At 52.9% G+C, this 25,648-nt stretch carries 12 protein-coding genes; 5 read left to right on the top strand and 7 right to left on the bottom strand.

Going from position 1 to position 25,648, the window contains the following annotated elements; translation table 11 throughout:
- Positions 1 to 89 precede the first annotated feature (89 nt).
- The 4 genes from QEH57_RS06760 to QEH57_RS06745 all read left to right on the top strand — a co-directional run bounded on the left by QEH57_RS06760 (position 90) and on the right by QEH57_RS06745 (position 8,851).
- A complete protein-coding gene (locus tag QEH57_RS06760) occupies positions 90 to 3,434 on the top strand; it encodes a sulfatase-like hydrolase/transferase (protein WP_309005938.1) in 3,345 nt (1,114 codons plus the stop codon).
- Positions 3,435 to 3,512: 78 nt separating this feature from the next.
- Positions 3,513 to 5,225: a hypothetical protein gene (locus QEH57_RS06755; protein ID WP_309005937.1), complete on the top strand. Its 1,713-nt coding sequence runs from the start codon at positions 3,513 to 3,515 to the stop codon at positions 5,223 to 5,225.
- A gap of 52 nt (positions 5,226 to 5,277) precedes the next feature.
- Positions 5,278 to 7,146 (top strand): FAD-dependent oxidoreductase, encoded by a 1,869-nt coding sequence (locus QEH57_RS06750; protein WP_309005936.1) that lies wholly within the window; start codon positions 5,278 to 5,280, stop codon positions 7,144 to 7,146.
- A gap of 412 nt (positions 7,147 to 7,558) precedes the next feature.
- Positions 7,559 to 8,851 carry a VCBS repeat-containing protein gene (locus QEH57_RS06745; protein ID WP_309005935.1) on the top strand — a complete coding sequence of 431 codons (1,293 nt, stop codon included), beginning with the start codon at positions 7,559 to 7,561 and terminating at the stop codon, positions 8,849 to 8,851.
- Here QEH57_RS06745 and QEH57_RS06740 read toward each other — a convergent pair.
- Positions 8,848 to 9,816: a tetratricopeptide repeat protein gene (locus tag QEH57_RS06740; protein WP_309005934.1), complete on the bottom strand. Its 969-nt coding sequence runs from the start codon at positions 9,814 to 9,816 to the stop codon at positions 8,848 to 8,850. The two genes, QEH57_RS06745 and QEH57_RS06740, sit on opposite strands and share 4 nt — an antisense overlap.
- Positions 9,817 to 10,656: 840 nt before the next feature.
- The gene (locus tag QEH57_RS06735; RefSeq protein ID WP_309005933.1) at positions 10,657 to 13,782 is read right to left on the bottom strand and encodes a hypothetical protein; all 3,126 of its coding nucleotides are present in this window, start codon (positions 13,780 to 13,782) and stop codon (positions 10,657 to 10,659) included.
- Between the two features lie 154 nt (positions 13,783 to 13,936).
- On the opposite strand from QEH57_RS06735, the gene QEH57_RS06730 reads away from it, so the two are divergent.
- Positions 13,937 to 15,211 (top strand): LacI family DNA-binding transcriptional regulator, encoded by a 1,275-nt coding sequence (locus QEH57_RS06730; protein WP_309005932.1) that lies wholly within the window; start codon positions 13,937 to 13,939, stop codon positions 15,209 to 15,211.
- A gap of 229 nt (positions 15,212 to 15,440) precedes the next feature.
- On the opposite strand, the gene QEH57_RS06725 is transcribed toward QEH57_RS06730, so the two are convergent.
- From QEH57_RS06725 to QEH57_RS06705, 5 genes are all read right to left on the bottom strand, one after another.
- A complete protein-coding gene (locus QEH57_RS06725) occupies positions 15,441 to 16,562 on the bottom strand; it encodes a LacI family DNA-binding transcriptional regulator (RefSeq protein ID WP_309005931.1) in 1,122 nt (373 codons plus the stop codon).
- A 326-nt stretch (positions 16,563 to 16,888) separates the two neighbouring features.
- Positions 16,889 to 20,377, bottom strand: a complete 3,489-nt coding sequence (locus QEH57_RS06720) for a TonB-dependent receptor plug domain-containing protein (protein ID WP_309005930.1) — start codon at positions 20,375 to 20,377, stop codon at positions 16,889 to 16,891.
- Positions 20,378 to 20,643: 266 nt separating this feature from the next.
- A complete protein-coding gene (locus QEH57_RS06715; RefSeq protein ID WP_309005929.1) occupies positions 20,644 to 22,350 on the bottom strand; it encodes a DUF4955 domain-containing protein in 1,707 nt (568 codons plus the stop codon).
- Positions 22,325 to 24,040, bottom strand: coding sequence for a sulfatase (locus tag QEH57_RS06710; protein ID WP_309005928.1), 1,716 nt, complete (start codon positions 24,038 to 24,040; stop codon positions 22,325 to 22,327). The genes QEH57_RS06715 and QEH57_RS06710 overlap by 26 nt, the downstream gene beginning before the upstream one ends.
- Before the next feature lie 50 nt (positions 24,041 to 24,090).
- Positions 24,091 to 25,623: an alpha-L-fucosidase gene (locus tag QEH57_RS06705; RefSeq protein WP_309005927.1), complete on the bottom strand. Its 1,533-nt coding sequence runs from the start codon at positions 25,621 to 25,623 to the stop codon at positions 24,091 to 24,093.
- Between the last annotated feature and the right edge of the window lie 25 nt (positions 25,624 to 25,648).

The raw sequence follows: 25,648 nt of genomic DNA, 5'->3' as shown, positions 1-25,648 counted from the left end.
CTTTCGACACTTCGGCAATACCGGGGGTATCCTCACACGTCCCCGATGAATCGTGCACCCGCACACTTTAACAAGGATCTCGCAAAACCATGCCCAACAAATACCCAACGCCCTTCACCCTAAAAAAGGTCTTCACCCTTGCTTCCCTATCAATTCTCACGATTGCCGCGCTCGCCGCTCAAGGCATCGATCCCGCTAGCGATCCAAACGTACAGCCCTACGAGGGCACCGATGTACGCGACTACAAACTCACTTTCTCCGACGAGTTCGAGGGAACCGAGATCGACGAATCCAAGTGGTACTATCGCACCGGATCGAAGCTCTGGAGTACCCAGCTCCCCGCCAACAATTCCGTGTCCGACGGCCTTTTCCGCATCCATCTAAAGAAGGAGAGGGTCGAAGAGAACGATACCGACTATACCGGCGGCGGAATTATTACCCACAAACAGTTCCGTTACGGTTACTACGAGGCCACGATGAAGGTGCCAACTGGCCAAGGTTGGCACTCCTCCTTCTGGATGATGCGCGACGCCGTTCTCGAGGAACTTCCGCTTGGCACCACTCACATCGAGCTCGACCCCGCCGAAAACGATTCGTCCGACCCTTATCATTTTCAGACCGACGCCCACCGCTGGTTGCCAGGGGACCACCGCAAGTACGGGACCAAGCAAATCCATACCGACAAGCCGCTCACAGAGTTCAACGTCTATGGGCTAGAATTTACGCCAGAAGTCCTGCGCTACTTCTTCAATGGAGAACTCGTCAGCGAGACCGATGCATCGATCTTCGCCCACAATGACGTGAATGTCTGGCTCACCTGTCTGGCCGGCAAGCTCGGCAAAAAGACGACCGGCGTCGACGACACTCAACTCCCCGCTCAAACCCAGTACCAGTACTTCCGCTTCTTCGAAAAGAAGCCGCACGCAACAGTCCAGTTGGTCTCTCCAAACCCGTTGAACGGTATCTACATTCCAACTACAGTGGAGACAATTCACCTAAAGGCCAATGCGAGCTACAGTCATCCCGACCAACAAGCCACCTTCCAGTGGGAAAAGCTAAGTGGTCCCGGATCTGTCTCCTTCATGAGCCCTAAATCACTCGACACGAAGGTGAGCTTCTCGCGGCCAGGCCAGTATCAAATCACCTGCTCCGCTACCGTGGACGACGTCGCAAACACTTCGACCTTCGACGTAACCGTCGCTGCCCCGGTCGTTCACAGGCTCAGCCACAAACGATACGGCTACACCGGAGCCGACACCCACATCCGCGAAACCGATCCCCAGCACAACGCCGGACAAGACAACCATCTCATGATTGGCAAATGGCAGGGGAAACGCAGCCGCGCCCTTCTCTCCTTCGATCTCGAGCCCATCCCAGAGGGAAGCGTTATCGAGAAAGTCGAGCTCAGCTTCTGGAGCGACGAAGGCTTGGGGGATAACATTGGTTCAATTGAGATACGTCCCCTTCCTAAGCACTTTAAGGAAGGCACAGGCGACGGCTGGCGCCTTCCAGAAATCGGCAGCGGCGCTTCTTGGCTTACCAACGATGGATCAAACGAATGGGACACTCCAGGTGGAGACATCGGAACTGCAATCCTGTCCAAAATCGACGGATACACTGTAACGTCCCCAGTCCGAAAAACATTTCCGAGTTCGAACAGATTCGTCGAGTACGCCCAGAAGGCTCTGAACTCTGGGGCGCCCTTAAACTTCGCCCTAATCTCTCCCGAGACGGAGAACGGGCAAAACGCCTACGCCCGCTTCGCTTCCAACGAGTCCCCCGCTCACCTACGCCCCATCCTCACCTTGACCTACCGGAGAGCAACAGAGGAACTCGCCCTAGAGGAACCACCTGCGTCGAACCTGTCGAAACCGAACATTCTTTTCCTCGCTGTGGATGACCTTCGTACGGAGCTCGGATGCTACGGTTCGGATATAGCGGTCACGCCCAACATTGACGCACTTGCCGCCCAAGGATTGCGCTTCGATCGGGCCTATTGCCAACAGGCCATATGCGGTCCATCCCGTGCAAGCATCCTCACCGGAGCCCGGCCCGACACCATTGGGATCACTCACAACTATGTAAAAATCCGCGACTTCAATCCGGACATCCTCACCCTACCTGAGCACTTCAGCAATAACGGCTACGAAACTGTCTACTGCGGGAAAATCTACCATCACGGCGACATGCTGGACGACACCTGGAATCGCCAACCATCCTACAACAAGGTTCAGCCCAAGGAGATCAGCGAGCTCAAAGGCTTCGCTCTAGAAGAAAACCGCGAAATAACTGCAAAGTCCAAGCAGGAAATGTTCGAGAAATACGGCCCCGTCTCGCGCTTCGGCCTAGCGATGGGGCCAGCAGTCGAAGCGGCAGATGTTCCGGATAACGAATACATTGACGGGTATCATACAGACCTCGCCATAGCGACTCTGCAGGATCTGGTCGCCGAACAGAAGTCGGGAGAAGGAAAGCCCTTCTTTCTCGCCCTTGGCATGAACAAGCCTCACCTCAACTGGATCGCCCCGCAACGCTACTGGGACCTCTACGATCGCGAATCGATCCCCATGGCAAGCCACACCGAAGCGCCCCAAAACGGAGCCGCCATGGGACTGCATGCTTCCTTCGAATTACGAGTACGTCACGGCATCCCCAATGCAGGCGATTTCGATCCCGAACTCGCTCGCACCCTCAAGCATGCCTACCTCGCTTGCACAAGCTACATCGATGCCCAAATCGGTCGCATGATCCAAGCCCTCGACGAATCCGGCGTGCGTGACAATACCATCATCATACTCTGGAGCGACCACGGTTTTCATCTGGGCGACATGGGAGTCTGGGGCAAAGCCACCAACTACGAGATCGCTACCCGAGTTCCCTTTATCGTCTGGGCTCCTAACATGTCTGAAGCAGCCCAAGGAGCGTCGACCGATGCCCTCGTCGAGCTCGTAGACATGTATCCAACTCTCTGCGACCTCGCGGACATTGAACAACCCGAACACCTCGAAGGCTTCAGCCTCAAGCCGCTGCTCCAAAATCCAAACCGCAATTGGAAGAAAGCCGCTTTCAGCCAATTCCCAAATCCCGCCCTGCGCGAGTGGGGAGCCTTTCCTCTGCGCCCTGCCATGCGCGAAACCTTTTTCGGTCCCCTCATCACCGAAGTCGAAGGACGCATCAAGCAGCAGTTCGGCGAGCAGTGGGATCGTGACCTATTCGAAAACCGACTCATGGGCTACGCCATGCGCACCGACCGCTACCGTTTTATCGCCTGGATTGATACGGCTAGTCCCGAAGCCCCTCCCATCGCCACGGAACTCTACGACCACAAGAAAGACCCGTCCGAGACCCGGAACATCGCAGCCCAAAAGCCGCGGATTGTATCCAAGCTCTTAGCGCAACTCCAATCCGGCTGGAGAGGCAACCAACCGAACTAGTAATTTTTATGGTGGGACGGCTTCTCCGAAGATGTCCCGATCGCCTTCCGAGAAGTCGATCTACCATTCAAAATCCCCATGCAAACAGCCGACTATATTGTGATCTTCCTATACATCGCCGGTGTCATAGGAGCCGGCATGGTCTTCGCCAGCAAGGTCAAGAATTCCAAAGACATGTTCGCCGCCGGCGGACAATCCCCATGGTGGGTATCCGGGTTGTCTGGCTTCATGACCATGTTTTCCGCCGGAACCTTCGTGGTCTGGGGAGGCGTGGCCTATCGCTACGGTTTTGTCGCCGTGGTCATCAACATGTGCTACGGCGTCGCCGCTTTACTGGTCGGCTGGTTTCTGGCCGGCTACTGGCGAAAGCTCGGCGTCAATTCAGCTTCCGAATTCCTGCAGCTACGCTTCGGCAGCTCCATCGTCCAGTTCTACACGTGGTTCCAGGGCACCGTTGGCATCTTCGCTGTGGGAGGCGCCATCTACGCCCTTGCCAAAGTCATCTGCGCTTTGATCCCATTGCCTGAGGGTCACCTCCTGGCGGACGCCGAGACTGGACTCCTTTCCGTTCCACTCACCTCCATCGCACTTTGCCTCATCGTCATCATCGTCACATTTTCCGGCGGGCTCTGGGCCGTGCTCATGACCGATGTATTGCAATTTGTGATACTGGTCGTTTCGGTGACATTCGTCGTGCCGCTCATCCTCATCGAAGCGGGAGGTTGGAACGCATTTATTTCTAAGGTTCCCGAGGGCTTCACCTCGCCCATTGCAGGCGACTTTACCTGGTGGTTCCTCACCGGCTGGATCGTCATTCATTTCTTCAAGATCGGCGGGGAATGGAGTTTCGTACAGCGCTACACCTGCGTTCCCAGTGCCAAGGACGCAAAAAAGGCAGCCTTCATCTTCGGCGCCATGTACTTGGTAAGCCCCCTTTTCTGGATGCTACCTGCCCTCGTCTTTCGCACCCTCAACGCAGAAGCCGACACCGAGCAAGCCTACATACTCGCCTGCCAACTGGTTCTGCCCGCAGGCATGATGGGGCTCATGGTGGCCGCGATGGCGTCCGCAACTGCCAGCGCCGCCACCTCGCAACTCAATGTATTCGCGGCGGCCTTTACGACGGAAGTCTATCATCGACTCATAAACCAGGAGGCCTCGGAAACCCAACTCGTATTCGTAGGACGTATACTCACCGCAATCCTCGGACTCGTAGTCATCGGCGGTTCTTTACTCATTCCTCGTTATGGATACACGAGTTTCATCCTAGACATTACCACCCTGCTGACCGGGCCGCTTGTCCTCCCCACCATATGGGGACTCTTCTCGAAGAAAATTGGTATCAAAGCCGTTTGGAGTACCACGCTCGTTGGGTTCGTCGCAGCAGCTCTCGTTAAGTTCGGTTTCTCTGCCAATGGCTTCCTTTCTGATATTGGCTGGCTTTCATTTCTTTCCGATTGGGTGCCCGGACACCAGCGGATCGCTGATCTTTGCTCAGGTATTCTCGTTCCCGTAGTCGTGCTCGTCTTATTAGAGCTCATCATGAAAAACGAGCACCCCGGCTGGCAACGAGTCGAGGCCTCGAAACTCAGTTTCCACGAAGCGGAAGAGGTTCATTCATCCACTCTACCCGCCAAGATGGTAGCCATCACCCTCGCTGGCATCGGCATCGTCATGAGCGTCCTCTCGATCTTCGACACGAAGGAACGAGCCGTCATGCTCGGCTTCTCCCTCATCCTCTTTGCCATCGTCGGCGTAGTCACCGTCTCGATACGCAAGCGAACAGCCTAAAGGCGGCACGGCCGATCCGCCAAGCATCTCTTCATCCAATACACTTTTCAACATGAATCAAAACGTTAACGTCATCGATCTTGGGGATCGTTCTCCAGACCAATGGTTGCAAATGGGCACAGGCGAAAACCAAACGCCTCAACGTAGAAAAAGGATCACGACAGACGTCGCTGTAATCGGTGGAGGCATGGCAGGTATTTGCGCCGCCGTTTCCGCCGCCCGCAACGGAGCAAAAGTCGTACTCGTGCAAGATCGATCCGTCCTCGGTGGAAACGCTTCCAGCGAAATCCGCGTTATCGTACACGGCGTCACCAAACTCACCAATGGGCTGGCCGATCGCGAGACCGGCATCATCGAGGAGATCCTCCTGCACAATCGCTTCATGAACCCGCAGGAATCTTTCACAGTGTGGGACCACGTTCTCTACGACTTCGTAGTACGCGAGCCAAACATTACTCTGCTCTTTGACACACAAGCGATAAAGGCCAACATGGACGGCGATCGCATCGCCTCCGCCCGCTGCTGGCAAGGTCCCACCGAGACCGAGATCACCATCGAAGCCAAACAGTTCATCGACTGCTCCGGTGACGGGCTTCTCGCTGCGACATCTGGGGCTGAATACCGTTCAGGACGCGAAGCCCGCTCTGAGTTCAACGAAAAGTTCGCCCCAGAGAAAGCCGATGGTTGGACGCTCGGAGCCACCATTCTACTCTCCTCCGACGACAAGGGAAAGCCCATGCCCTTCAAAGCCCCCTCTTTCGCGATCCCCTACGAGGGCGACGCAAAATATTCCAACAAAGGACACGACGACCGGAGCATTATTCCCTTCCAAGAAGGTTTCTGGTGGGTCGAGGTCGGTAGCGACTTCGACATCGTAGGCGACTTCGACACCATCCGCCACAAGCTGATGGGCTATGCGTATGGAGTTTGGGACTACGTCAAAAACTCTGGCAAATATCCGGAGGCTGACAACTACGCACTCGGTTGGGTCGGCTCCGTCCCCGGTCGGCGCGAATCCCGTCGCTTCATCGGTGATCACATTCTCTGCGAATCCGATCTGCTAGAGCACCGCCACTTCGAAGATGCGGTCGCCTTCGGCGGCTGGCCCCTCGACGAACACAATCCGGGCGGCATTGAAAACCTTCAAGATCCCCCGAGCTTTTGGCACTCCCACTTCGACAAGGTCTACGAAATCCCCTATCGGAGCCTCTACTCAAAAAACGTATCCAATCTTCAATTCGCTGGCCGCAATGTCAGCGTCACTCACGTCGCACTCTCTTCGACCCGCGTCATGGGGACCTGCGCCACTATGGGGCAAGCCGTCGGCACCGCTGCGGCCCTCTGCATCGCTAAAGGGATCTCCCCTCGCGAGCTCGCGATCCAACATATCCATACGCTCCAAGAACAGCTGCTGCGCGACGACGCCTACATCCCCAATCGACCGGCTTCACGTCCCGGGGACCTCGCTCAACAAGCAAAACAGATTACCGCGAGCAGTACTTCTTCCGGCGACCCGAAACTCCTGCTCGACGGGGTTCCACGAGACGAACATGGTGAGGTTCACCATTGGGCTTCCGACGGCCACGCTGCCACGCTAAACTTGGAGTGGGACGAGCCCGTTGGGCTCTCAGAGGTCCACCTCAAGTGCGATAGCAACCTGCAGCGAAATATTATGATGCTAAAGACCCCCCGCGACACAGAGAACTACGCTCCGGCTATTCCACAGGAACTGCTCAAGTCCGCCAAGGTTTTGGCCTTTCAGAATGGAGATTGGAAGAAAGTGGCAAGTGTCGAACACAATCAAGCTCGTCTCGTTAGATTTCGATTCTCGAAGATACGAACGCCAGCAATCCGTATTCATCTTAAAGATACATACGGATCCTCCAACATAAAGCTCTTCGAGGTCCGCTGCTACAATTAAGCGACAGGAGAAACCCGAATTCTCTCACCGATGAAAAGCACTTGCTCATTCTTCGCAACCTGCACTGCGCTTCTGACTACCCTACCAGCCAGTCCCAGTTCCGCTCATGGCAAACGCAACTCTGCCCTTCAGCGACTATGTCGCATCGACGACCGCCCCTTCCTCGTCGTGCCAACGCATTTCTTGTTCAAAATCCCTTGAGGCCACGTCGCCCACGCTCACACCGACCTCTGGAGGCACAAGCCCAGTCGCAAACAAGCGAGAGACTGGCTGGCTTCGACACTGAGCGAATGACCGAACTCTCCGAACGAACTGTTCGCTTCCTCAGCCCTCGCTCCATTCTTGACTCTGCCCTAGTCGCATTTGTCTAAGTCGAATCTCCCTCTTCCGTGCGGAGCCACACATAGAAACCGTGAAACGCTTCCCCAAGTTCAATAATCTCCTCTTTCCGTTGTTTGCGCACGCATCACGCAAGCGAGAGGTGTTCGTGCCCATAATCCTGATACTTCTAAGCGCTTGCACCGAGCCTTTAGATAGAAACCAAAAGACAGAAAAGCCGCTCTCCTTTTCGCCTTTAAAAATCGGCGACGCGCCCGGCGATCCACCATGGATCACCGATATCGATATCGAGGATATCGACCAGGACGGTCGCTTGGATATCGTTTTCACCGAAGGGCGGCTGCATGAGGTCCGGATACTCTACCAATACGAGCCGGACGCCTATATCGAGAAGCTTGCCTCGAGCGAGGTCAAAGGTCCAGCACACCTGGAAGCCCTTGACTTCGACGGTGACGGGGACACCGATCTACTCGTCGCCTCCATGGGAGTGATCTTTCCGAACAACAGCCGAATCGGCTCCGTCGTATTCCTGGAGCAACTACAAGACCGAAGCTTCAAGAAACACATCTTAATCGATAGCGTTGCCAGAGTTACCGATGCACAAGCTGCCGACTTAGACGACGACGGAGACCTGGACCTCGTTCTTGCCCAATTTGGGTACGAGCAAGGCGAGATTCGCTGGATGGAGAACCTCGGAAACCTTCAGTTCAAATCTCACATTCTCCTTCAACTCCCCGGGGCGATCCACTCTCCTACGGCCGACTTCGATGGCGACGGGGACCTAGACATCGCAGCCTTGGTATCGCAGGAGTGGGAGGAAGTCCACCTGTTTGAAAACACCGGCCAGCACAGCTTCAAACAGCGCAGCCTCTACGGTTCGACAAACGAAGATTTTGGCAGCAGCGGCATCTCGGTCGTCGATCTCGATCAAGACGGAGACCCCGATATCCTCTACACAAACGGCGACACTTTCGACTATGCAACCCCAGGACCGCGTCCATGGCACGGAGTCCAGTGGCTAGAAAACCAAGGAGAACTCTCTTTTGAATACCACCGGATTGGCACCTTTCCGGGAGCATTCAGCCCTTTCGCGAGCGACCTCGATGGCGATGGTGATCTCGATGTGTTGGCCGTGAGTTGCTTCAACCACTGGACCGACGAAGGTTCGGTTGCCGTCACCTCCTTCCTCAACGACGGGGAGCAAAATTTCACAGAGCTTCCTATCGCTTACGCTCCCACCCACCTCGCGGTCGTGGAAGCCGCCGATATCAATGGCGATGGACAAGTCGAATTCGTCACTGGCTCTTTCCATGCCTACCCGCCATACGATCAATTGAACCGCATCACGCTCTGGAAACGGGACTAGTCGATCGCGGTCAACTGACGGTTCACCGTGTCGAAGAGCACCTTGCTTCGGGCTTCCGATCGGAAGTCCACAAGGCCCATCCCCACGCGGATCAGCTCCCGAGCATAGTCCACCTTCCCCGCTTCAAGCGCAACCGCTGCCAGCAAAGGGTAGGCAAAATCCAGCTCCTTATTGTGCTCTATTAAGCCCTCGAGCCTCGCTCGGGCCTTGTCCAGCTGGCGTGTCTTCAGCTGAAGCATGGTCAAGTTCACATTGGCCTCCATCGCTTCCGGAGCGTTTTCCAAGCTATCGAGATAGAAGCCTTCCGCCTTGCCAAACTCGGAGCTTCGAAAAGCCCGATTCCCCATCTCTAAAGAATAGTTCGCAAAGAGCTCAGTGATCACGCTCGACTCCGGTGCGAGCAATACGGCTTCGTCGATGCAGGCCTTCATTTCACTCAGCCTTCCTTCCTCGAAATAGTATCCCGCCAGGAGCACACGAACATCCAGTTCAGCCGGGGAGATGGCACGCGCACGTTCGTAGTAGGTGGCAGCCGTATCCCTTTCTTGATTACGCCAATAGAAATTCCCCAACGCGATAAGAGCGCGAGAATCGTGCGGAGCCAAATCGACGGCTTTCTGGAGGTACTCTACTTCTTTCTGGTAAGCTTTGAGCTTCCCGTAAGCGATTCCTGCCAGGCGATAAAATCGACTTGAACGTGGAAAAAGGTCAATCGCCACCTTCGCTGCTTCAAGGGAGCGACGATAATCACCCTCCAACTGTAGCTCTGATGCAATTACGTAGTATGGATCTTCAAAAGCGACATCTGCTTCGACAGCCGATCGAAGATAAGCATAGCCCTCAGGCTTTTCGCCAAATTTCAAGTGCCACTGGCCCATTTCGAGCAAGGTATGCGGATCAGACCCGTCCACCGCCAATGCTCGCTGCAAGCGGGGCAAGGCAAGCTCAGGGCGATGAGTATCCAAATAGACCGCCGCCGCCACCCTTAGCGAATAGGAGTCGTAACAATACTCGTACAAGCTGTCTACCCATGGATCTACGGGGTCCCGGTGCTTGGAAAGTTTCCTTCCATTCTCGCGAGCCAAACGGGCAAGTTCCGGCTCGCCCAAAGCTTCGCTCACACTCGCCAGCAACAGATACCCCGTCGCCAGCGACGGGTCCGCTTCGATCGATCTCGCCAAATACGAGCGAGCTTGGGCATAGTTCTTTTCGTTCATCGAGACGCGAGCCAGGCCCAGATATGCGTATTCTCGATACTGATACAGTCCGAGACATTGCTGGTACAGTGCGACTGCTTCGTTACTTTTCCCCGACTTGACCCAAAGGTCCGCCAAACGAAGGGCTGCAAGGGCGTGGCTCCCGTCCCTCTTCAACGTTTCTTGCAAGTACAAAATCGCCGATTCCGCATCCCCTAAATCGGCGGAAACCCTGTGAGCGAGGTATGGCCATTTCGCAGCGGCAGTTTCCATATTGGCCAATGCTTCGTAGCATTCCTTGGCCTCCTGCAAAAAACCATTGGCGTGATAGAGCTTGGCTAAGGAGCCCAAGACCGCTTCACCATTCTCACGCGCCTCAAAGAGGCGCTCGTGTTGGCGGTAGAACGAGTCCGGTAACCCAGCTCGCAAATTCGGCCGCTCCAGATCCTTTTCCCCACCGCCTCTTTCGCAAGCGGCAAGCACGAACCCGAGCAACAGCAAAATCCCAATCCTTAATCGGTACGCAATAGCCATGGTCACACAATACAATGATAGCCCCCGCCGATCGAGGCGAGAGCTATGTTTAGGAAAGTCCTTAGCGAAACACTTTTAGAATTCGATGCTATTGCTTAGAGAGAATACCCGCGGCGCATTCTGTGCATAAGCGAGCGGGTTCCCTTCGAGATCAACGTCAACAACGTAGAGGTCCCCATCGCCAGTAAACGCGTTTTGCACATTGAGTTGGACGTTCCATTTCAAGTCCCTTCCGCCTAGGTTGATCGGGCGGCTGTAGCCAACCCAAAAGTCATATTCACTAATCTCAGGTCCGTAGAAGGGTTTATCGAGATCATCCACAAGCGGAAAGTTCGAGCCGAGGGGGTTTTCTTTTCCGCCGTAGCCGATCGCCGCTTTAGACCGCCAGCGGTAGGCACCACCGACCTTCGTACCCTTGAAAGCGCCTTCCTTGATGCGGTAAGTGGCAATCAAGTTTGCACGCCATTCACGGCTGCGGTTCGATTTCAATCCGTTCACCGCTTTCTGCGCTTCGATGCGCGGGAATCGGAATGGATTGAGGTACATTTGAGCACCGATGGTATCCGTGTTCAAGAAATCGTCAGTCGGATTGAGCACATCTACTCGATTTCCATTACTATCGAAGAAATGATACTGGAGCGGGTCTGGAGTCGCATCCGGATTAGCTGCCAATTGATCGCTGATACTAGCCATCACATCCCTTGGCTCTGGTAACCCATAGTATTTTTCCCAGACAGGGCTACGCCATTCGATGTAGTCCACCATCTTGCTATTGATGTCAGAATTGGTGGTTTCCGATTGCGCGACAGTGAGACGAATATCAAGGTTTTCGACGGGACGCGCATACAACTCAAGTTCGTACCCTTTCGAGGTGTAGGAACGGTCTACTCGAATTTGGTCACCGACTGGAGGTCGTTCGGCAAACACATCATCGGAAGAATCGATTCCCAACAGAGGGAAGATGTCTTCATGATAAGTTTCGATCCAACCTTCCATGTGATTGACAACTCGCCACTTGGTTATTTCGAAAAACCAATCCACCTCCGAGTTGTTCAAGGCGCTTGCCTCGTACTTCGATATCCGCCCACCGAGCTTTCCTTCCATCAACTCGAAACTGATACCGTAGTCTTCGCCTTCGCCGGTGCTGGACCCAAAGGGATTCCCAAACCAGTCCTGCAAAATACCCTGAGGCTGGAAGGTGTCAGATTTATTCGCGAAAACGCTAAGCCCCTTGACCGGAGTATGGTAGACGAATCCGTGGGTGCGCGTGGTGCCAGACTCCACAACGGCGTCATCATCAAAGGGAACGCCTTCCCAGATATATTCGCCTGTCTGCGGGTTGCGGTCATCGTCCGTTATGGTCACTACACGAGTCGCTTCCTCGTCTTCACGATACCCGAACGTGACCACTAAGTTGTCATTCAAGAACCTGCTCTGGGTTACGAACATGGTACCCTCGACATCCTGTTTCGTACGAGACGGTCTCCCATCGCCTTGGATTCCCCCAACTATCGAGTTCCATGGGGGCATCACAAAAGTCCCCGGATAGGCAAGCCCATCGGAGTCGCCCCCTAGCCCAGGGATATCCAGGTAATAACGCACCTCGATGTTATTTCGTCCCTGCGAAACTTCACCCAAATAGTCGTTTCCGGGACGGACATCCACCTCGTCTCCCTGATTCATCAATCGCGTCTTTATTCTCAGGACGTCGAACTCGTCGTCCTGATACATCAAACCCAAGTTGTGCTTTCCAAGCCACTTGTTGCGTTCGCTGAAATCCAGTTCGTAAGAGGCAGTCAAACGCTTTGTCTCGAAGGTGTTCCGTATGTCCCATCCAAGGAAAGCGCTTTCCACAAAGTAGCGTCCGAGATTGGGGTTCTCACTTGTCGTTCCAGGAATAAAGGCATTCACATCCCTCTCGATCCCTGCCCCTGACCTGAGTGGATCTACCGAAGAACGATGCGTCTTTTCCTTGTTGTATGCACCCTCAAGGTAAAAGTTCTCAGCGAACTTGTGCTGAATCGTAAAACCGAATACATCACCGGTAAGGTCAGTCGACGAGGCGAGCCCGCGCACATTGAAATCAGCTGGCACGATAGACGAATCGGTAAACGTTTTCGATTCTGATCCATCGCTCAGCACAGACTTTCGGCTGCCTACCCAGCGCAGGCCTTGAAGAGCCTCGCCACCGAGAGCGCCTCCGGCCATATACAATCGATTCGTGGTAGTGGCCGCGACATCGTCAATAAGCCAAGCTTCATTCGGATCGTTTGCATCAGGCTCTCTCCACGTTGTGCCATTATCCCAACTCCAGAGGCCCGCATTGTCGCCGGCTCCATTGTTGAATATCGGACTACCCGCTCGAGCATGGTCGCTAATATAGTCATTGGTAAGCGTTGAACGACCCCGCACAATGTCGTTTTCCATATCCTCAAAGTTGGCACGTATTTCCGTTTTATCGCCTAACTTCAAGGTACTCGCCACATAGAACCGATTCTCCTTGTTGTAGTCTGGATCTCGATACGTCCTGCGATCTTGATTCATGGCGGCTACACGAACAGCCAAGGTGTCCTTGATTACGGTTTGATTGAGATCAAAGGTTTCGCGATGGCCGTCATTGGAATCGAACTTCAAGTCGAAGGAGCCGAATGCTTTGCCAACAGACGCGCGCTTGAGCGATTGGTCCATCACTCCAGACGGACTCCCCAAACCAAACAGAACCGAGTTAGGGCCACGAGCGATCGTGAATGATTCGGTATTGTAACCGTCTCCTCGGATCTCAGTTCTGAAAAAGTTTCTGGATTGAGCAGCCGGCGAGCTAATGCCGCGCACGCGGGTTTGCGTGGTGCTGCCGATGCTCAAGCCTTCTCCGTCATCCGGGGCGTACTCCTCCTCGTTTTCGGTGTTGACCGAGTACAAGAGAGCCTCCTGCAGATCGTCCGCTCCGACATCGTTCATCAGTTCCTTGGTGAAAACAGAGAGGGGCGCCGCAACATCCTTGAGGCTGCTGCGCAATCGAGTTCCGGCCAGGGTGTTCGTCGCCCGGTAGCCATCGTTTTCACTCGAACCAACGGTGAATGGAGAGAGTTCGAAAACTTCCTCTTCGGAAGATAAGTCCTCTTGTCCGCATACGAGCGCCAAAGGCGTTATCGCCGTTAAACACAAGAGCGGGGTACGAATTAGGTTTTTAGGGATATTCATCTTTTGATTTAACAAGTTTTTATCTAGTGCAAAACTAGTTGTAAGGTTTGTTCGAAAAGCCGAGCTACAAACCACTACCCAGCACGAAAGCTGAAGCATACGACGGCAAAATCGATCGAAACGAAGAGCGGCTCCAAGCCGTATCCCAACAGGGATGGGCAGCTCGGATGTAGGCTGGATCCTAAATCAATATACTCGATCTCTCGCGCTGTTACTTTTGGGGTATTGGAACGGGCACTCTGCTGAATATGAAAGAATCTTCGCTCAGCTTTTTTGTTGCCTCAACACGACCACTAGCGAACAGTTCGCCCGTTCGCTTTGCGAGCCGCTCAGCGAAACTTCAAGCCCTCCAACCATGCCCGAAAAGCGTCCCACACTACGCGATCTCAAAAGAGAGCTCAATCTGTCGCTCAGCACCATATCCTTGGCCCTCAAGGACAATCCCAAAATCTCAGAAGCGACTCGAAAGCGAGTCAGGGATACGGCAGACCGGATGGGTTACGTCCCCGACCCTCGCATTTCAAACGTAATGGGGTACCTGAAGGCAAATCGGAGCGAGAACCCAGGAGCATCCCTCGCCTTCGTCACCAAATATCCCGAAGAGGTGCAGCTGGAGAAGCACCCCATATACCACAACTACTTACTGGGCTCGCGGGAACGAGCGAGAGAGTTGGGTTACAATCTCGAATACTTCAACATGATGCGCGAGGGACTTAGCGGCAAGCGCCTCACGACAGTCCTCGAAAGCCGGGGTATCGAAGGCATCATCGTCCCACCTGTCTATACGATTCACGATCAACTCGACATCGATTTCGATAAGTTCGCTAGCATAACCTTCGGCTATAGCTTCGATGCAAAAAATATCAATCGCGTATCGCTGGACCACTTTAGCGCCGTCCTGCATTCCCTCGAAAAGATGGCATCAAAAGGGCACCGGCGCATCGGGTTCGTAATGGATGGAATGAAGGAACGCGTACAGTTCAGATGGAAGGCAGCTTACCTGATGTTCATAGATTTGTACAAAGATCAATACAAGATACCTCCGATCGAGCAAAAATATACTAAAGAGGCTTTTTTGAATTGGTTCTTTGAACACAAACCCACCGCCATTCTCAGCCAACGGGTCGACTGGGCCGAGTTCCTATACGAGGAAGGTCTCCTCTGTGGGAAAGACTACGGATTTGCCAGTCTATCCCTTGACTCCGCTAAAGTCGAGAACGCCAAGCTCTCTTGCCCCAAACTCGCAAGTCGCTTCAAGGATGCGGCCGGACTGCATCAAAATTCCCACTACACCGGCAGATATGCTGTAGAGCTCCTTGCCCAGGAGATCGCCCTCAACTTGAGGGGGTTCCCTAGGGTACCAAAAGTTACCCTGATAAACGGCGATTGGCACGACGGACCGACGCTCAATACCATCGAGTCCTTCTAAGCGAATGTCTCCAATTTCGCCACGATTTGATCACCCTGCAACCCTCGAGATTGAGGAGCCATACGAGCTATGAGTTCCATCGATGAGCGCTATCTTGATTTGAACAGCAGACTCCACCACTTGCGAACAAGTAAAGCACCTTTATCTCCACTTCTCGATGAACTCGCTCTCCAGACAGGTGCAATCTTTATAGTCGAGATCGGACGGCTCCTGCCCAATCTCGACGCTTTCAAGCCGAGCCCCAACGGAGAGGGAAAGAGGAATCCCCCTCGCCGACCTCGCGCAACGATCTACCAGCAACCCAGCTAGGTTGGATTTGCACTTCCCGAACGATGCCGGGGACGCCTTTCTCGTTGTTCTTAATCATCGAATTAAGCACATCGACGCAGTTTCTGCCAATCTCTTTTCCATTTTGATCTACCAAGGATACTTCACGTTCGCCATTTCCTCCTCCAACATGAGCGTAGCCGATATCCTCCGGAATTGAATAACCTTCTTCTCGAAGCAGATCCATGACCTCGTAACTATTGCCAAGCACCCCCTCTATTCTGTTCTCCTCTATCCATCCGCGAACATTTGGCCCATCTGCATCACAGATATCCCCCTCAACAACATGCTCGGTAATTGAAATACCCGAAGGTTTGTAACGAACCCCACAATACAGTACTGCACCCAAAAACCGCCCCCGGTATCGCCTGACTTGATTCCCACTCGTTAAATATCCAATTCTCCGATAGCCGCGGTCGATCATTGACTTTATTGCCAATTCGGCACACTCGAACTGTGAGCTTACAACAACATTGAACGGATGAGCGCTGTAGCTGTAACCGATTCGTACTGCGCAAAACTTGTCCCAATCGAGGTCAACCCGGCAGGCCTTCCCAAACTCCATCCCCAGGTCATCTGAACATAGCGGGGAAGGAGGCAAGATTACTCCTAAGGTACCTCTCGCTTCGAGAATCTGCGACAAACGGGCGTCACTCATATTTCCCTTCCTCGCCTTGTAAAAGGCGATTCGATAACCCAATTCCTCCCCACGACTCACTGCCCCCTTATAGATCGACTCGTAGAATTCCCCCTCTCGAATCGTGCCCGAAGCATCCCCTTGAGGCCAACAGTCGATCCAAGCAATGGTCTGAGCGATCCCCTTCTTCCCCTGTTTCCATCGCATCTGGGCAAGAGCACTTAGCATCGCATCCTTCTGATAGCCCATCCGATGAGCGACCTCCAAAACCTTCAAGCGCGTACCCTCCTTCACATCCACTTCGTTATTCAAAGCCCGTGAAACGGTCGCGATTCCCAAACCAACTTCCCGTGAAATATCCCTGATCGTGATTCTTCGTCTTTCCATATGGCTTGTTGGGGTAAAGAATTCGGCCTGAACGCATCTTTGGGGCGAAAGAACCGACACCCTAACAAGCTAGCAAACACAACCGCAGCACCCAATCCACATATCGTCGAACAGTTCGCCAACAATTCGGCTGCTCGGGCAAAAACGCTCCACTCTCCCCATAACGCTCTCACTTCTCTAACAGTGTGCAAATGGCCGCTACGAACGCCGAAAAAGCCCCACCGTAACCGGTGAGGCTCAAATCAGAACGGGGACCGTTTCACCAGGCTCACAAAACCTCCAAGCGGGCTTAGGAAACCAGGAGAGCTGGCAATCGGGAACGCTCGCTAGAACGAAATGGTGGTAGTGAAGAACGCTCTCTTCTCCTCAGCGGTCCGGACGATAGCAAGCTCGCCATCCGGGTTAGTCGCTACCGGGATATCCCCGTCATCACCGAGGTAATTCTGGAGATTTAGCTGAAAGCGAACGGGCATGTCGAAGACTTTCGTCTTGTAGCTGAACCACACGTCTCCTTTCAAACGGGCGTCTCCGTAGAATGGATTAGCCAAGTCCGGAGCGAGAACACCCTCCGAATTCCGCACGAGCGGATAGCCAGTGGCCACCTTATCCAGCCAACGCATCGCGCCTCCAATCCCAAAACCCTTCAGGGGACCCTCGGAAAAACGATAGTTGGTGACAAGATTCCACCGCCACTTCCTGAGCTCTGCCACGACGTTATCTTCCTTTGCCTTCGCTGCAGCAAGATGGAGCCCCGCTCCGTTGCTGTACTGCGTGCCCACGTCTGTCGACGAGCTGCCAGGCCGAGAGGCGACTTCCCACAGGCCTTCATTTTTCAGATTCTGAACCAGCTCGTTATACACCGGCTCGATCACCTGGAGCCCACCACCAAAGGAGCTTTCGGTCTTCGAAGCGTTGAATGCTACTCTCCAGTTTTGAGTCGGGTTGAAAACGACTTCGGCTTCGAAACCTTTCGAGAACGCTCCCGCAACCGAGGACAAGCCAGATGGTTGGGTGTAGCTGATCGACTGCGAACCTTCTTCCCCATCAAGGGTCACTTCCCAGTCATCGACCATCTCGGGCGTCCAAGCAGAAAGCAAAGCATCAATTACCTCATCGAAAGACTGAAACGAACCGATTAGTTCGGGACGATACTCTGCCCCCTCCCTGTCTGGACCCGCTCCATTTGGGCCGTACCAAGCAATATCTTCGAACTGCAATCCACCCTCATTGAAGGAGTTGTTCTTCGCGCTCACCCAGCGTTGAGCCATCGGCAACAGCCCACGGAATTCCCAGAGCCTACCATTGATGTTGGTGTTCGTAGCATTCAGGCTAGAGGTCTCGTACCAAGTGAAACGCGCATGAGCTTTGTCTTCGAAAAGGCCAAACGAAAACCCGAACTCATCGGTCTCGCCAGATGGGCTTCCAATCAAATCCCCACGGAAATCATGACGCACCGAAGCTGGGTTAAAGTTCTCTGATTGAGCGAAATGCGCGCTGACTGATGAAATAGCGCCGCTTGACCATTCCAGCCAAGCCTTTGGCATGTGCACGACCGCTTGCTTCGTCGTGGTCTGCCCAGACTCGCTGAGAACAACATCCGCATCGGAACGCGGCCCCACCGAACCATCTTCTTGTCCCCAGCCATCTAAGAAAACGTCTCGGTCATAGAAAAATGTATCCGGGTCCCTGAAACTGTTGTTTCGAATTCTCCATGTATCCGTAGAATCCTCACGCCAACCATAAGTCAAAACGACATGGTCCTCGAAGAACTTCCCTTGCCAGGTAAGCGCTTCAGAATCGATTTCCTGATAGGTACCGGATGGATTTACAAGCCCTTCCTGAACTCCGATCGTGCTGTAGTTCAAAGTCTGTGACACCTTGTCGTAGTAATAATTCGTATACCGCTGGCCCACCTGAGGCTTCTCGATATTCAAGTACCCGTTATACAAGCGCACGTCTTCTGGACGAGTTACATCGAATAGCGGATCACCGATGTAGGCCATCAAAGCGAACGCGGCATTACCGTGGCCATACTTGGCATGGTTGGTGACAAAGCGCTGCTCTGGATCGTGCGAATCATCTGGTGCAGGGTTTAGCGAGAATCCTCTTCTGTCGTTCTCCCACTTGTTCACAAGTCCAGTTACGGTATTGTTGCCAAGCCACTTCGCCCAACCGTCTCTGTTTGTGAAATCTAGATTGTAATATGCCGTCAAACGGGTGGACTCTCGCGTATCCTCATTGAAGTCCCTTCCATCAAGGCGTCCAGAGAGCATTGGACGACCTACATTAGGGTTCCGCTCTCCGTTAGAATTGTACAGCTGCGTATCAATGTAGATTTTGTGGTAGTTGAAGCGGCCAAAGGAGAAGCTTCGCTCCGAGTCCTTTTCCTGCTTATCGAAGGAAAGTTGAAAGCCCAACTTGTTATCGAACAAGTTTTGTTCGATACTGAAATTCTGAGCTTTGAAGTCATGATTCGAATACTGGATACGTCCGGGATAGAAGTAATTGTTATAATCGAAGATCTCCGAATTCATTAGCACCTTATCCTTGAAACCTGGATACAATGGGTTGAATTCGTAGCGACTTGTACCACGAAATCCTCCCCATGCGAATGTGCTGTATTCAGTTCCATCTTCGAGCGTCACAGTATGGCTGCCAACGGCAGGATCCATAACCTGAACATCATTTTGCGAAGTACCGACACCTGCAGAGCCTGTTGCAATATCAGGAAAAACAAACGCGTAGGTATTCCAAACGCCCGCACGACCCACGCGCTTAGTGCCTGAAGTCGTGTCTTGACGAAACATGTCGTCGATCACCCACTGCGGGGCGTAATCCTCTCGATATTCGGTCCGGTCTTCGCCAATGATGCTATCAGCCGCCACACTCGCTTCGGGATGCCACCAATAATGAAACGCGTCACCCGGAGGCATCGTGTTAGGCGGAGTAGAACGTATCTCGGCTTCTTCATAATTGGCGCGAATCAAGGTCGGATTCAGCCAAGAAACGTTCTCGTTCTTGAGGGCCTTCCAAGTCGCTGCGACCGTAAATCTCTGGTCATCCTCGAAGGTCGGCTGTTGCTTAAAGTTAACGGTCTCGTTAACCCCCATCAAACGAATAGCGAGACGGCCCTCAACAAGGACCTTGTTGTAATCGAAGGTTTCTCGATGCGAATCACGCTTTCCGAAGCGAAGACTGACTTCGCCTTCGTCTTCATTCAGCTGAGCCTTCTTGAGCGAGTTCTCGATGATCCCCCCGGGCTCGCCAATTCCGAACAGAATCGAGTTTGGTCCACGACTAACTGTCACTCCCGTCGAGTTGTAGGAATCGAAGCCAAAGGCCGTAAGGAAGTAGTCTCGAGTCGACTGAGCTCGACTGAGTCCACGCACTCGGTTGTTTGATTCCGGATTCGCTCTCGCGTCGCGGTTTCCGCTCTCATCACCAGCAGCGATTGCAGCTCCGCCGAAGTTGCCCACTGCTCCACCGACTTCGGTACCGAGGGTGTAAACAAGGAGCTCTTCACTGTTGTTGGCACCAAGATCACGCATCATCTCGGTGGTAACAACGGAGATAGCAGAGCCGACGTCCTTTAGGTTTGTCTTGATACGCGTGCCAGCAAGTGTGCTGGTTGCTCTGTATCCATTATTCTCTTCCGCCTTCACCTCAAACGGGCTCACTTCAAAAAGATCTTCTTCTCCACCATTGGCTTGAGCACCTTGAGAGAAGATCGACGGGGCAGTTGTCAATGTGCCCAAGGTCAGCATCGCAATAAAATGCGGCCGACCCTTAAACGCTTTCGCGGGTTGGTTTTTCATAGGGATATTTGAGTTTGTTCATCTGTTTGCAGAGGGACTATCATCCGCCAATCAAGTAGCCTCGCGACTCAGGCGCAGGTACAGGCCCCTGCACTGCAGGGTACCTGGGGTAGCCATTGAATGGGGTGATAATCAATGCTTCCAGAAGGATCACCCAATCTCCCTGGACACGCCACACCGCCGAACCGGAACCTGTTCCATCCCCTCTTGCTCGAATCCCAAGCCGATCGGAATACCCGAAAGCAACAAGAACAACTGGAAATGACCTAGTTCAACTCTAGACCAAGCATTTTCTGAAAGTTAACCCATTCTTCCTGGGCTTCCTCGATCCACCGTGGACGTCTTTTGAGACGCAACTCCAACTGAGCTTCGTACAATGATTCTGGATACACTTTCTCACCCTTGAGTTCCAAGCGTCCGACCGAGGACTCAACGAAGGAGACTTCTCCACCATGCAATCCAACGATCACCGGATCGATCACTGCCATTTGACCATAGTTGCGATCTGGCTCATCTGGCAACAAATCCCAGTAGTTCCTACCGACCTCCCCAACACCCGTGTAGTGAAAATTCCAAAAAACCGCGCCAGCTAAATGATTCGGCAAGTCGCGGAAATTCGCGCCGTGATTACTTAGGGATGCGGCCGTATTCAGATCATAGAGCGAATGACTAACGAAGGTCCCATGAAAATCGGGACCAGACGGCTTACTTGTAACGTTTCTCCAATACACATTGCCTACTGCCAAGTGAGACATCGCCGGACCATGAAACTGCCCTGCAACGTCCCTCGTCAGCCCTACAAGATTACGGGAGCCAAACGTAATCGCCATTCCATTGTGACTGCGATTTCCGCCAATCACGACCATCATCGCGGTCGAACTGATTGAACCCGTCAAAGAAACCGCGCAACCAGTGTTCGTCATCAGGCATCGCCTCACCCAGGAGTCCTTACAAGCGAGCATTCTAACCGCGCTATATCCAGTACTATGCTCCCTGTTCTTGTGATGTACGAACTCATCTCGAAAATTCCCTTCGAAATGAATATCTTCGAAACCACAATTCTCCAAAACCGGATAATGGATAACCCACCATTCAACATTTTCGGTCACGTTGTTGAGAAACGGAGCTTTGAACGTAAGTCGGTTGCCATCGATGCGGGCAATCTCTAGTTTCTCTGAGACTGCCACCCCTCTTTGGTGGATACGACTCCAGAGCGTACGGAGCTTCCTTTCCCCTACAATCTCCGGGACAAGCGCTTTCGACTCTGCCGCAAGCGTCACGACTTCCCCCACTTTAAAACCCGAAGCGTCCTCAACCTCTAAGCTGAACGAACCACCCGCGCCAGTCCCGACGACTCGTTCTTTAGCTCCCCCCCTGTCATCTAGTACAGCTTTGCTGTTTGCTTCGAAATCCCCGGGCGCAAAAGTAAACATGAACGGCACCGTCCATCCCCTTTCAGGATCTTCCGGATGCAAGTAGTGCCTCATGAACAGTCGGGTTCCTCCGGGTCCAGCTCCTTGGCCTTTGAGAATAATATTCGATTCTCCAATGCGGATTCCTCGATTGGATCCCGGCTTCTCGTTCAACAAGTACCTCCCCGAAGAGAACAGGACGATCCCGCCCTTTTCCTGGCTCGCCTTAGCGATAGCGGCCTCGATGGCAGCTCGGTCGGACTTCCCATCATCAGGCACAGCCCCGAAGTCATCTACTTTGAATACCGGCAAATCAAAGCTTTGCGGGATTGCTGTCGTCCCATACCTGTAACCTGCATACGAATAATCGACCAATGGAGCTGGTTCCCCATTCTCCACCGCCGCCAACTGTTCCTCCCAAATAGGGGCTACCTTCCTGGCAGTCGCGCCGGTGGAGGAAATCAAAAAGGCAATTAACAGAGAGAAGACATTCTTCATCGGTAGTTCATTCATTTTGTCCGAAACGAGAGCCACATCAATGAACCGCTTTCCCGTTTTCATAAGCGTTCAGCAAGTCAACCGAGATTTCAATCGCTTGCAACCTCGCATTCTCATCGTAGTCCCAAAACGCCTCTATCGCCTTGTTAAACGCAAACTTGGAATCGTTTTCTCCGTACTTACTTCTGAGCTCCCTGAGCTGCTCTTTTAGGCAGGCGACAACTTCCTTGTATTCTGGATTTCCATACACGTTTCGATCCTCACTCGGATCGAGCTTAAGGTCGTACAGTTCCCAGGCTGGAGGAGTCGTCGGCTCCGTCTCCCCTTGCCATCCCGTACCGTAAAACAAGATCAATTTGTACCGCTTTGTCCGTATCGCGATGTGAGCGGGATTGTCGTGATGTTTCATATGCATCCAATAGTGGTAGTACGCCGCCTGCTTCCAATCTGTCGGCTCCCTCCCCGTTTCCAAGATTTCCCTGAAGGAAGCCCCTTGCATGTATACGGGGGTATCCACGCCTGCAAAGTCGAGCAGAGTTGGCGCGAAATCCACGTTTTCAACGATCGAATCTATTCGAGCCCCCTTTTTGACTGTATCTGGATAACGGATAATCAACGGCATCCGCATCGATTCCTCGTAGGCCCAGCGTTTATCAATGTAGTCGTGCTCCCCCAGATAAAACCCTTGATCGCCGGTGTAAACGACGACCGTGTTATCGAGCAGTCCCTCCTCCTTCAAATAGGCAAAGACGCGAGCGAGGTTGTCGTCCACGCCCTTTACACATCTCAAGTACGCCTTCAGGTACAATTGATACGCCTGCCGCTTCTGCTCTACCTCGCTTAAACTTGGGTCAATCCTCCCAGCCCACGGGGTTTCTTCGTCGTTCACATAGTTTCTCCTCAGATTCCTTCCACCCACTGAAGTGCCGATATAGGGCGCCAAGCTATCATCGACACCCCGAGTCGCCAGGGACCCGTTGTTCTTGCGATCCCACATATTTTCAGGCTCTGGAATTTCCACACCCGCTAGATAGGATTCGTAGCGTGGAGCGTATTCAAAATAGTCGTGCGGCGCCTTGAAATGAAGCTTGAGAAAGAATGGCTTGTTCGGATCCCTTTTCTCTCGAAACCACTCGAGCGCAGAGTCAGCGATGCAATCACTCGAATGCCCCTTCATCATTACAGCACCTTCGAATTCCTGAGTCCACTCGCGCCCCCACTTGTTGTAATAACGCGACTGCGTCTCCTTCGCCCCGGTTTCGTAGAAAATGGGATCAAAATAATCCCCCTGACCATCTAAAACTTTGTAGTAGTCAAACGCTAGTGGGAGCTTCTTGAGGTGCCACTTTCCGATCACTGCTGTTTGATAACCGGCTTTCTTCATTTCCAAGGCAAGATACTGACGCTCGGGCGGCAAGCCCTCCCACAAAGTAGGAACACCGTTCGTGGCGCTGCTTTGCCCCGTCATAATGGACGCACGGCTAGGAGTGCAAATCGCGTTTTGGCAGAACGCGTTCAGCATTACGACACCTTCCTCCGCGAGCGCATCGAGAGTCGGGGTGGGGTTCAGCTTCGCCAAACGACTACCATACGCCCCAACTGCCTGCGACGTATGGTCGTCCGACATAATGAACAACACATTAGGTTTCCCGCTTGCATTTATAGTCGAAGCATCAACGAGAAAGACGAACAGGAACGTCAGAAGCCAACCCTTCGTTTCTAATCCCCAGTTTTCGGATACATTCATTTTCATAAATCTGCACATTCCTGAAGTTATTGACGCTACGAAAAACGCTCAGCGGACTAGTTCAGCTCCAACTTCAAAACTGTAGCGATCTCATCCAGCTCGGCATCTGGAATCGTAAACTCGAAATCTCTGAAACCGAGTTTCCAAGGCACTTCCACCTCGGAGCCTAAAATCGTTACTCTCTTAACACCTTCCTTAGGATAAAAGCTGTGGCGCCCGAGCTTCTTCAAGGCATATTGACGTCCAACCTCTGGTTTCCCTAAAAGGAACAAATACAGCGTCTTTCCATCCTTGGACTGAAGCAACCTCCCGTCGGACGCAGAATACCGCACCGTCGCAGTCTGCCCTCCATATTTGCCCTCGCCTGCAACCGCGTCGCCAAACCCCATAAACTCGAAAGGACGCGTTTCATAAACCGCTTCTGCGTGCTTTTTCATCCACGCTCCAATTTCGCGCAAAACGTCTCTCTGCTCCGCGTTAATCTCCCCACGGGCAGTGGGAGAGATATTAAGCAAGACAATTCCGTTCTTGCTCCAGACATCGATCATATTGCGAACGACCATGTCTGCCGTTTTATATTTTTGCCCTTCTATGTAACTCCAAGACTTTAGACTTAGAGTCACGTCAGTCATCCACACGGATTCCGACAAATCCTTTTTTCCGCCTTGCTCGATGTCTAAAACACCCAGCTCATCTGGCAGGTCATTGTGCTTATAAGCCAAAACAACGTCCTGCCCTTTCTTTTTCGCTTCATTCAAATAATAGGCGACAAACTCCTGACGCTTGCTCTCCGGAATATAGTTCAACCAAGAGTCAAACCACATAATATCTGGGGAATATTGATCTATCACCTCCACGAGCTGCTCGTGCCAATACTCGTTAAACTCGTCTTCCCCAAGGTTCCCATAGAGTTTCGCCAACTCAGGGTCCTCCGATGAGGTCGCATAATCAGGATGATAGGTATAGTGACTGCCGAAGTTGTGCCACAGTTCCTCATTCCCATCATGCCGTTGCCTATTACGGGCATGGTGAAAGGTCGTAATAAGCTTCATCCCACGTTTCCGCAACGCTGTTCCCAACTCTCCCGTAATGTCTTTCTTCGGCCCCTTATCGAACGAATTCCACGGATTCACAGAGCTCTTCCACATCGCAAATCCGTCGTGATGCTGAGCGCAAGGCCCCGCAAACCGAGCGCCACTTTCCTTGAAGAGCTGTGCCCATTCATCCGCATCAAAATGCTCGCCAGTGAACATAGGTACAAAATCATGGTAATTGAATTCCGAAGGGTCCCCGTAGTTCGTTCGATGGTATTCCTTTACGTCGTTAGTGCCTGGTCGGTACATGTGAAACGGATACCACTCGCTACCATAGGCGGGGACAGTATAGACGCCCCAGTGGAAATAGATTCCAAGCTTTGCATCGGACAGCCATTCCGGCTCATCATTATGCCTGGAAAGCGAGGACCAATTCGGCTCATAGCGTTCGTCACCACCTTCTACCATACTAGCATCGAAAAACTGAGCGCTCGACAGTGCAATGGCGAAAAACGCAAAACGGGGTTTTCTATTTTTTAGAATATCTACAAACATATTTTAACATTATTCGTTTATTTTT

Source organism: Pelagicoccus sp. SDUM812005 (assembly GCF_031127875.1).
Lineage (GTDB): Bacteria > Verrucomicrobiota > Verrucomicrobiia > Opitutales > Opitutaceae > Pelagicoccus.
The sequence above is the reverse complement of the archived record's forward strand: the minus strand, read 5'-3'. Positions and strand labels throughout refer to the sequence as shown.

Coding starts and splice junctions, on each gene's coding strand:
- QEH57_RS06750 (WP_309005936.1), top strand. CDS start 5,278: ATGAATCAAAACGTTAACGTCATCGATCTTGGGGATCGTTCTCCAGAC.
- QEH57_RS06720 (WP_309005930.1), bottom strand. CDS start 20,377: ATGAAAAACCAACCCGCGAAAGCGTTTAAGGGTCGGCCGCATTTTATT.
- QEH57_RS06735 (WP_309005933.1), bottom strand. CDS start 13,782: ATGAATATCCCTAAAAACCTAATTCGTACCCCGCTCTTGTGTTTAACG.
- QEH57_RS06755 (WP_309005937.1), top strand. CDS start 3,513: ATGCAAACAGCCGACTATATTGTGATCTTCCTATACATCGCCGGTGTC.
- QEH57_RS06710 (WP_309005928.1), bottom strand. CDS start 24,040: ATGAAAATGAATGTATCCGAAAACTGGGGATTAGAAACGAAGGGTTGG.
- QEH57_RS06760 (WP_309005938.1), top strand. CDS start 90: ATGCCCAACAAATACCCAACGCCCTTCACCCTAAAAAAGGTCTTCACC.
- QEH57_RS06730 (WP_309005932.1), top strand. CDS start 13,937: ATGGGCAGCTCGGATGTAGGCTGGATCCTAAATCAATATACTCGATCT.
- QEH57_RS06705 (WP_309005927.1), bottom strand. CDS start 25,623: ATGTTTGTAGATATTCTAAAAAATAGAAAACCCCGTTTTGCGTTTTTC.
- QEH57_RS06725 (WP_309005931.1), bottom strand. CDS start 16,562: ATGGAAAGACGAAGAATCACGATCAGGGATATTTCACGGGAAGTTGGT.
- QEH57_RS06715 (WP_309005929.1), bottom strand. CDS start 22,350: ATGAAAACGGGAAAGCGGTTCATTGATGTGGCTCTCGTTTCGGACAAA.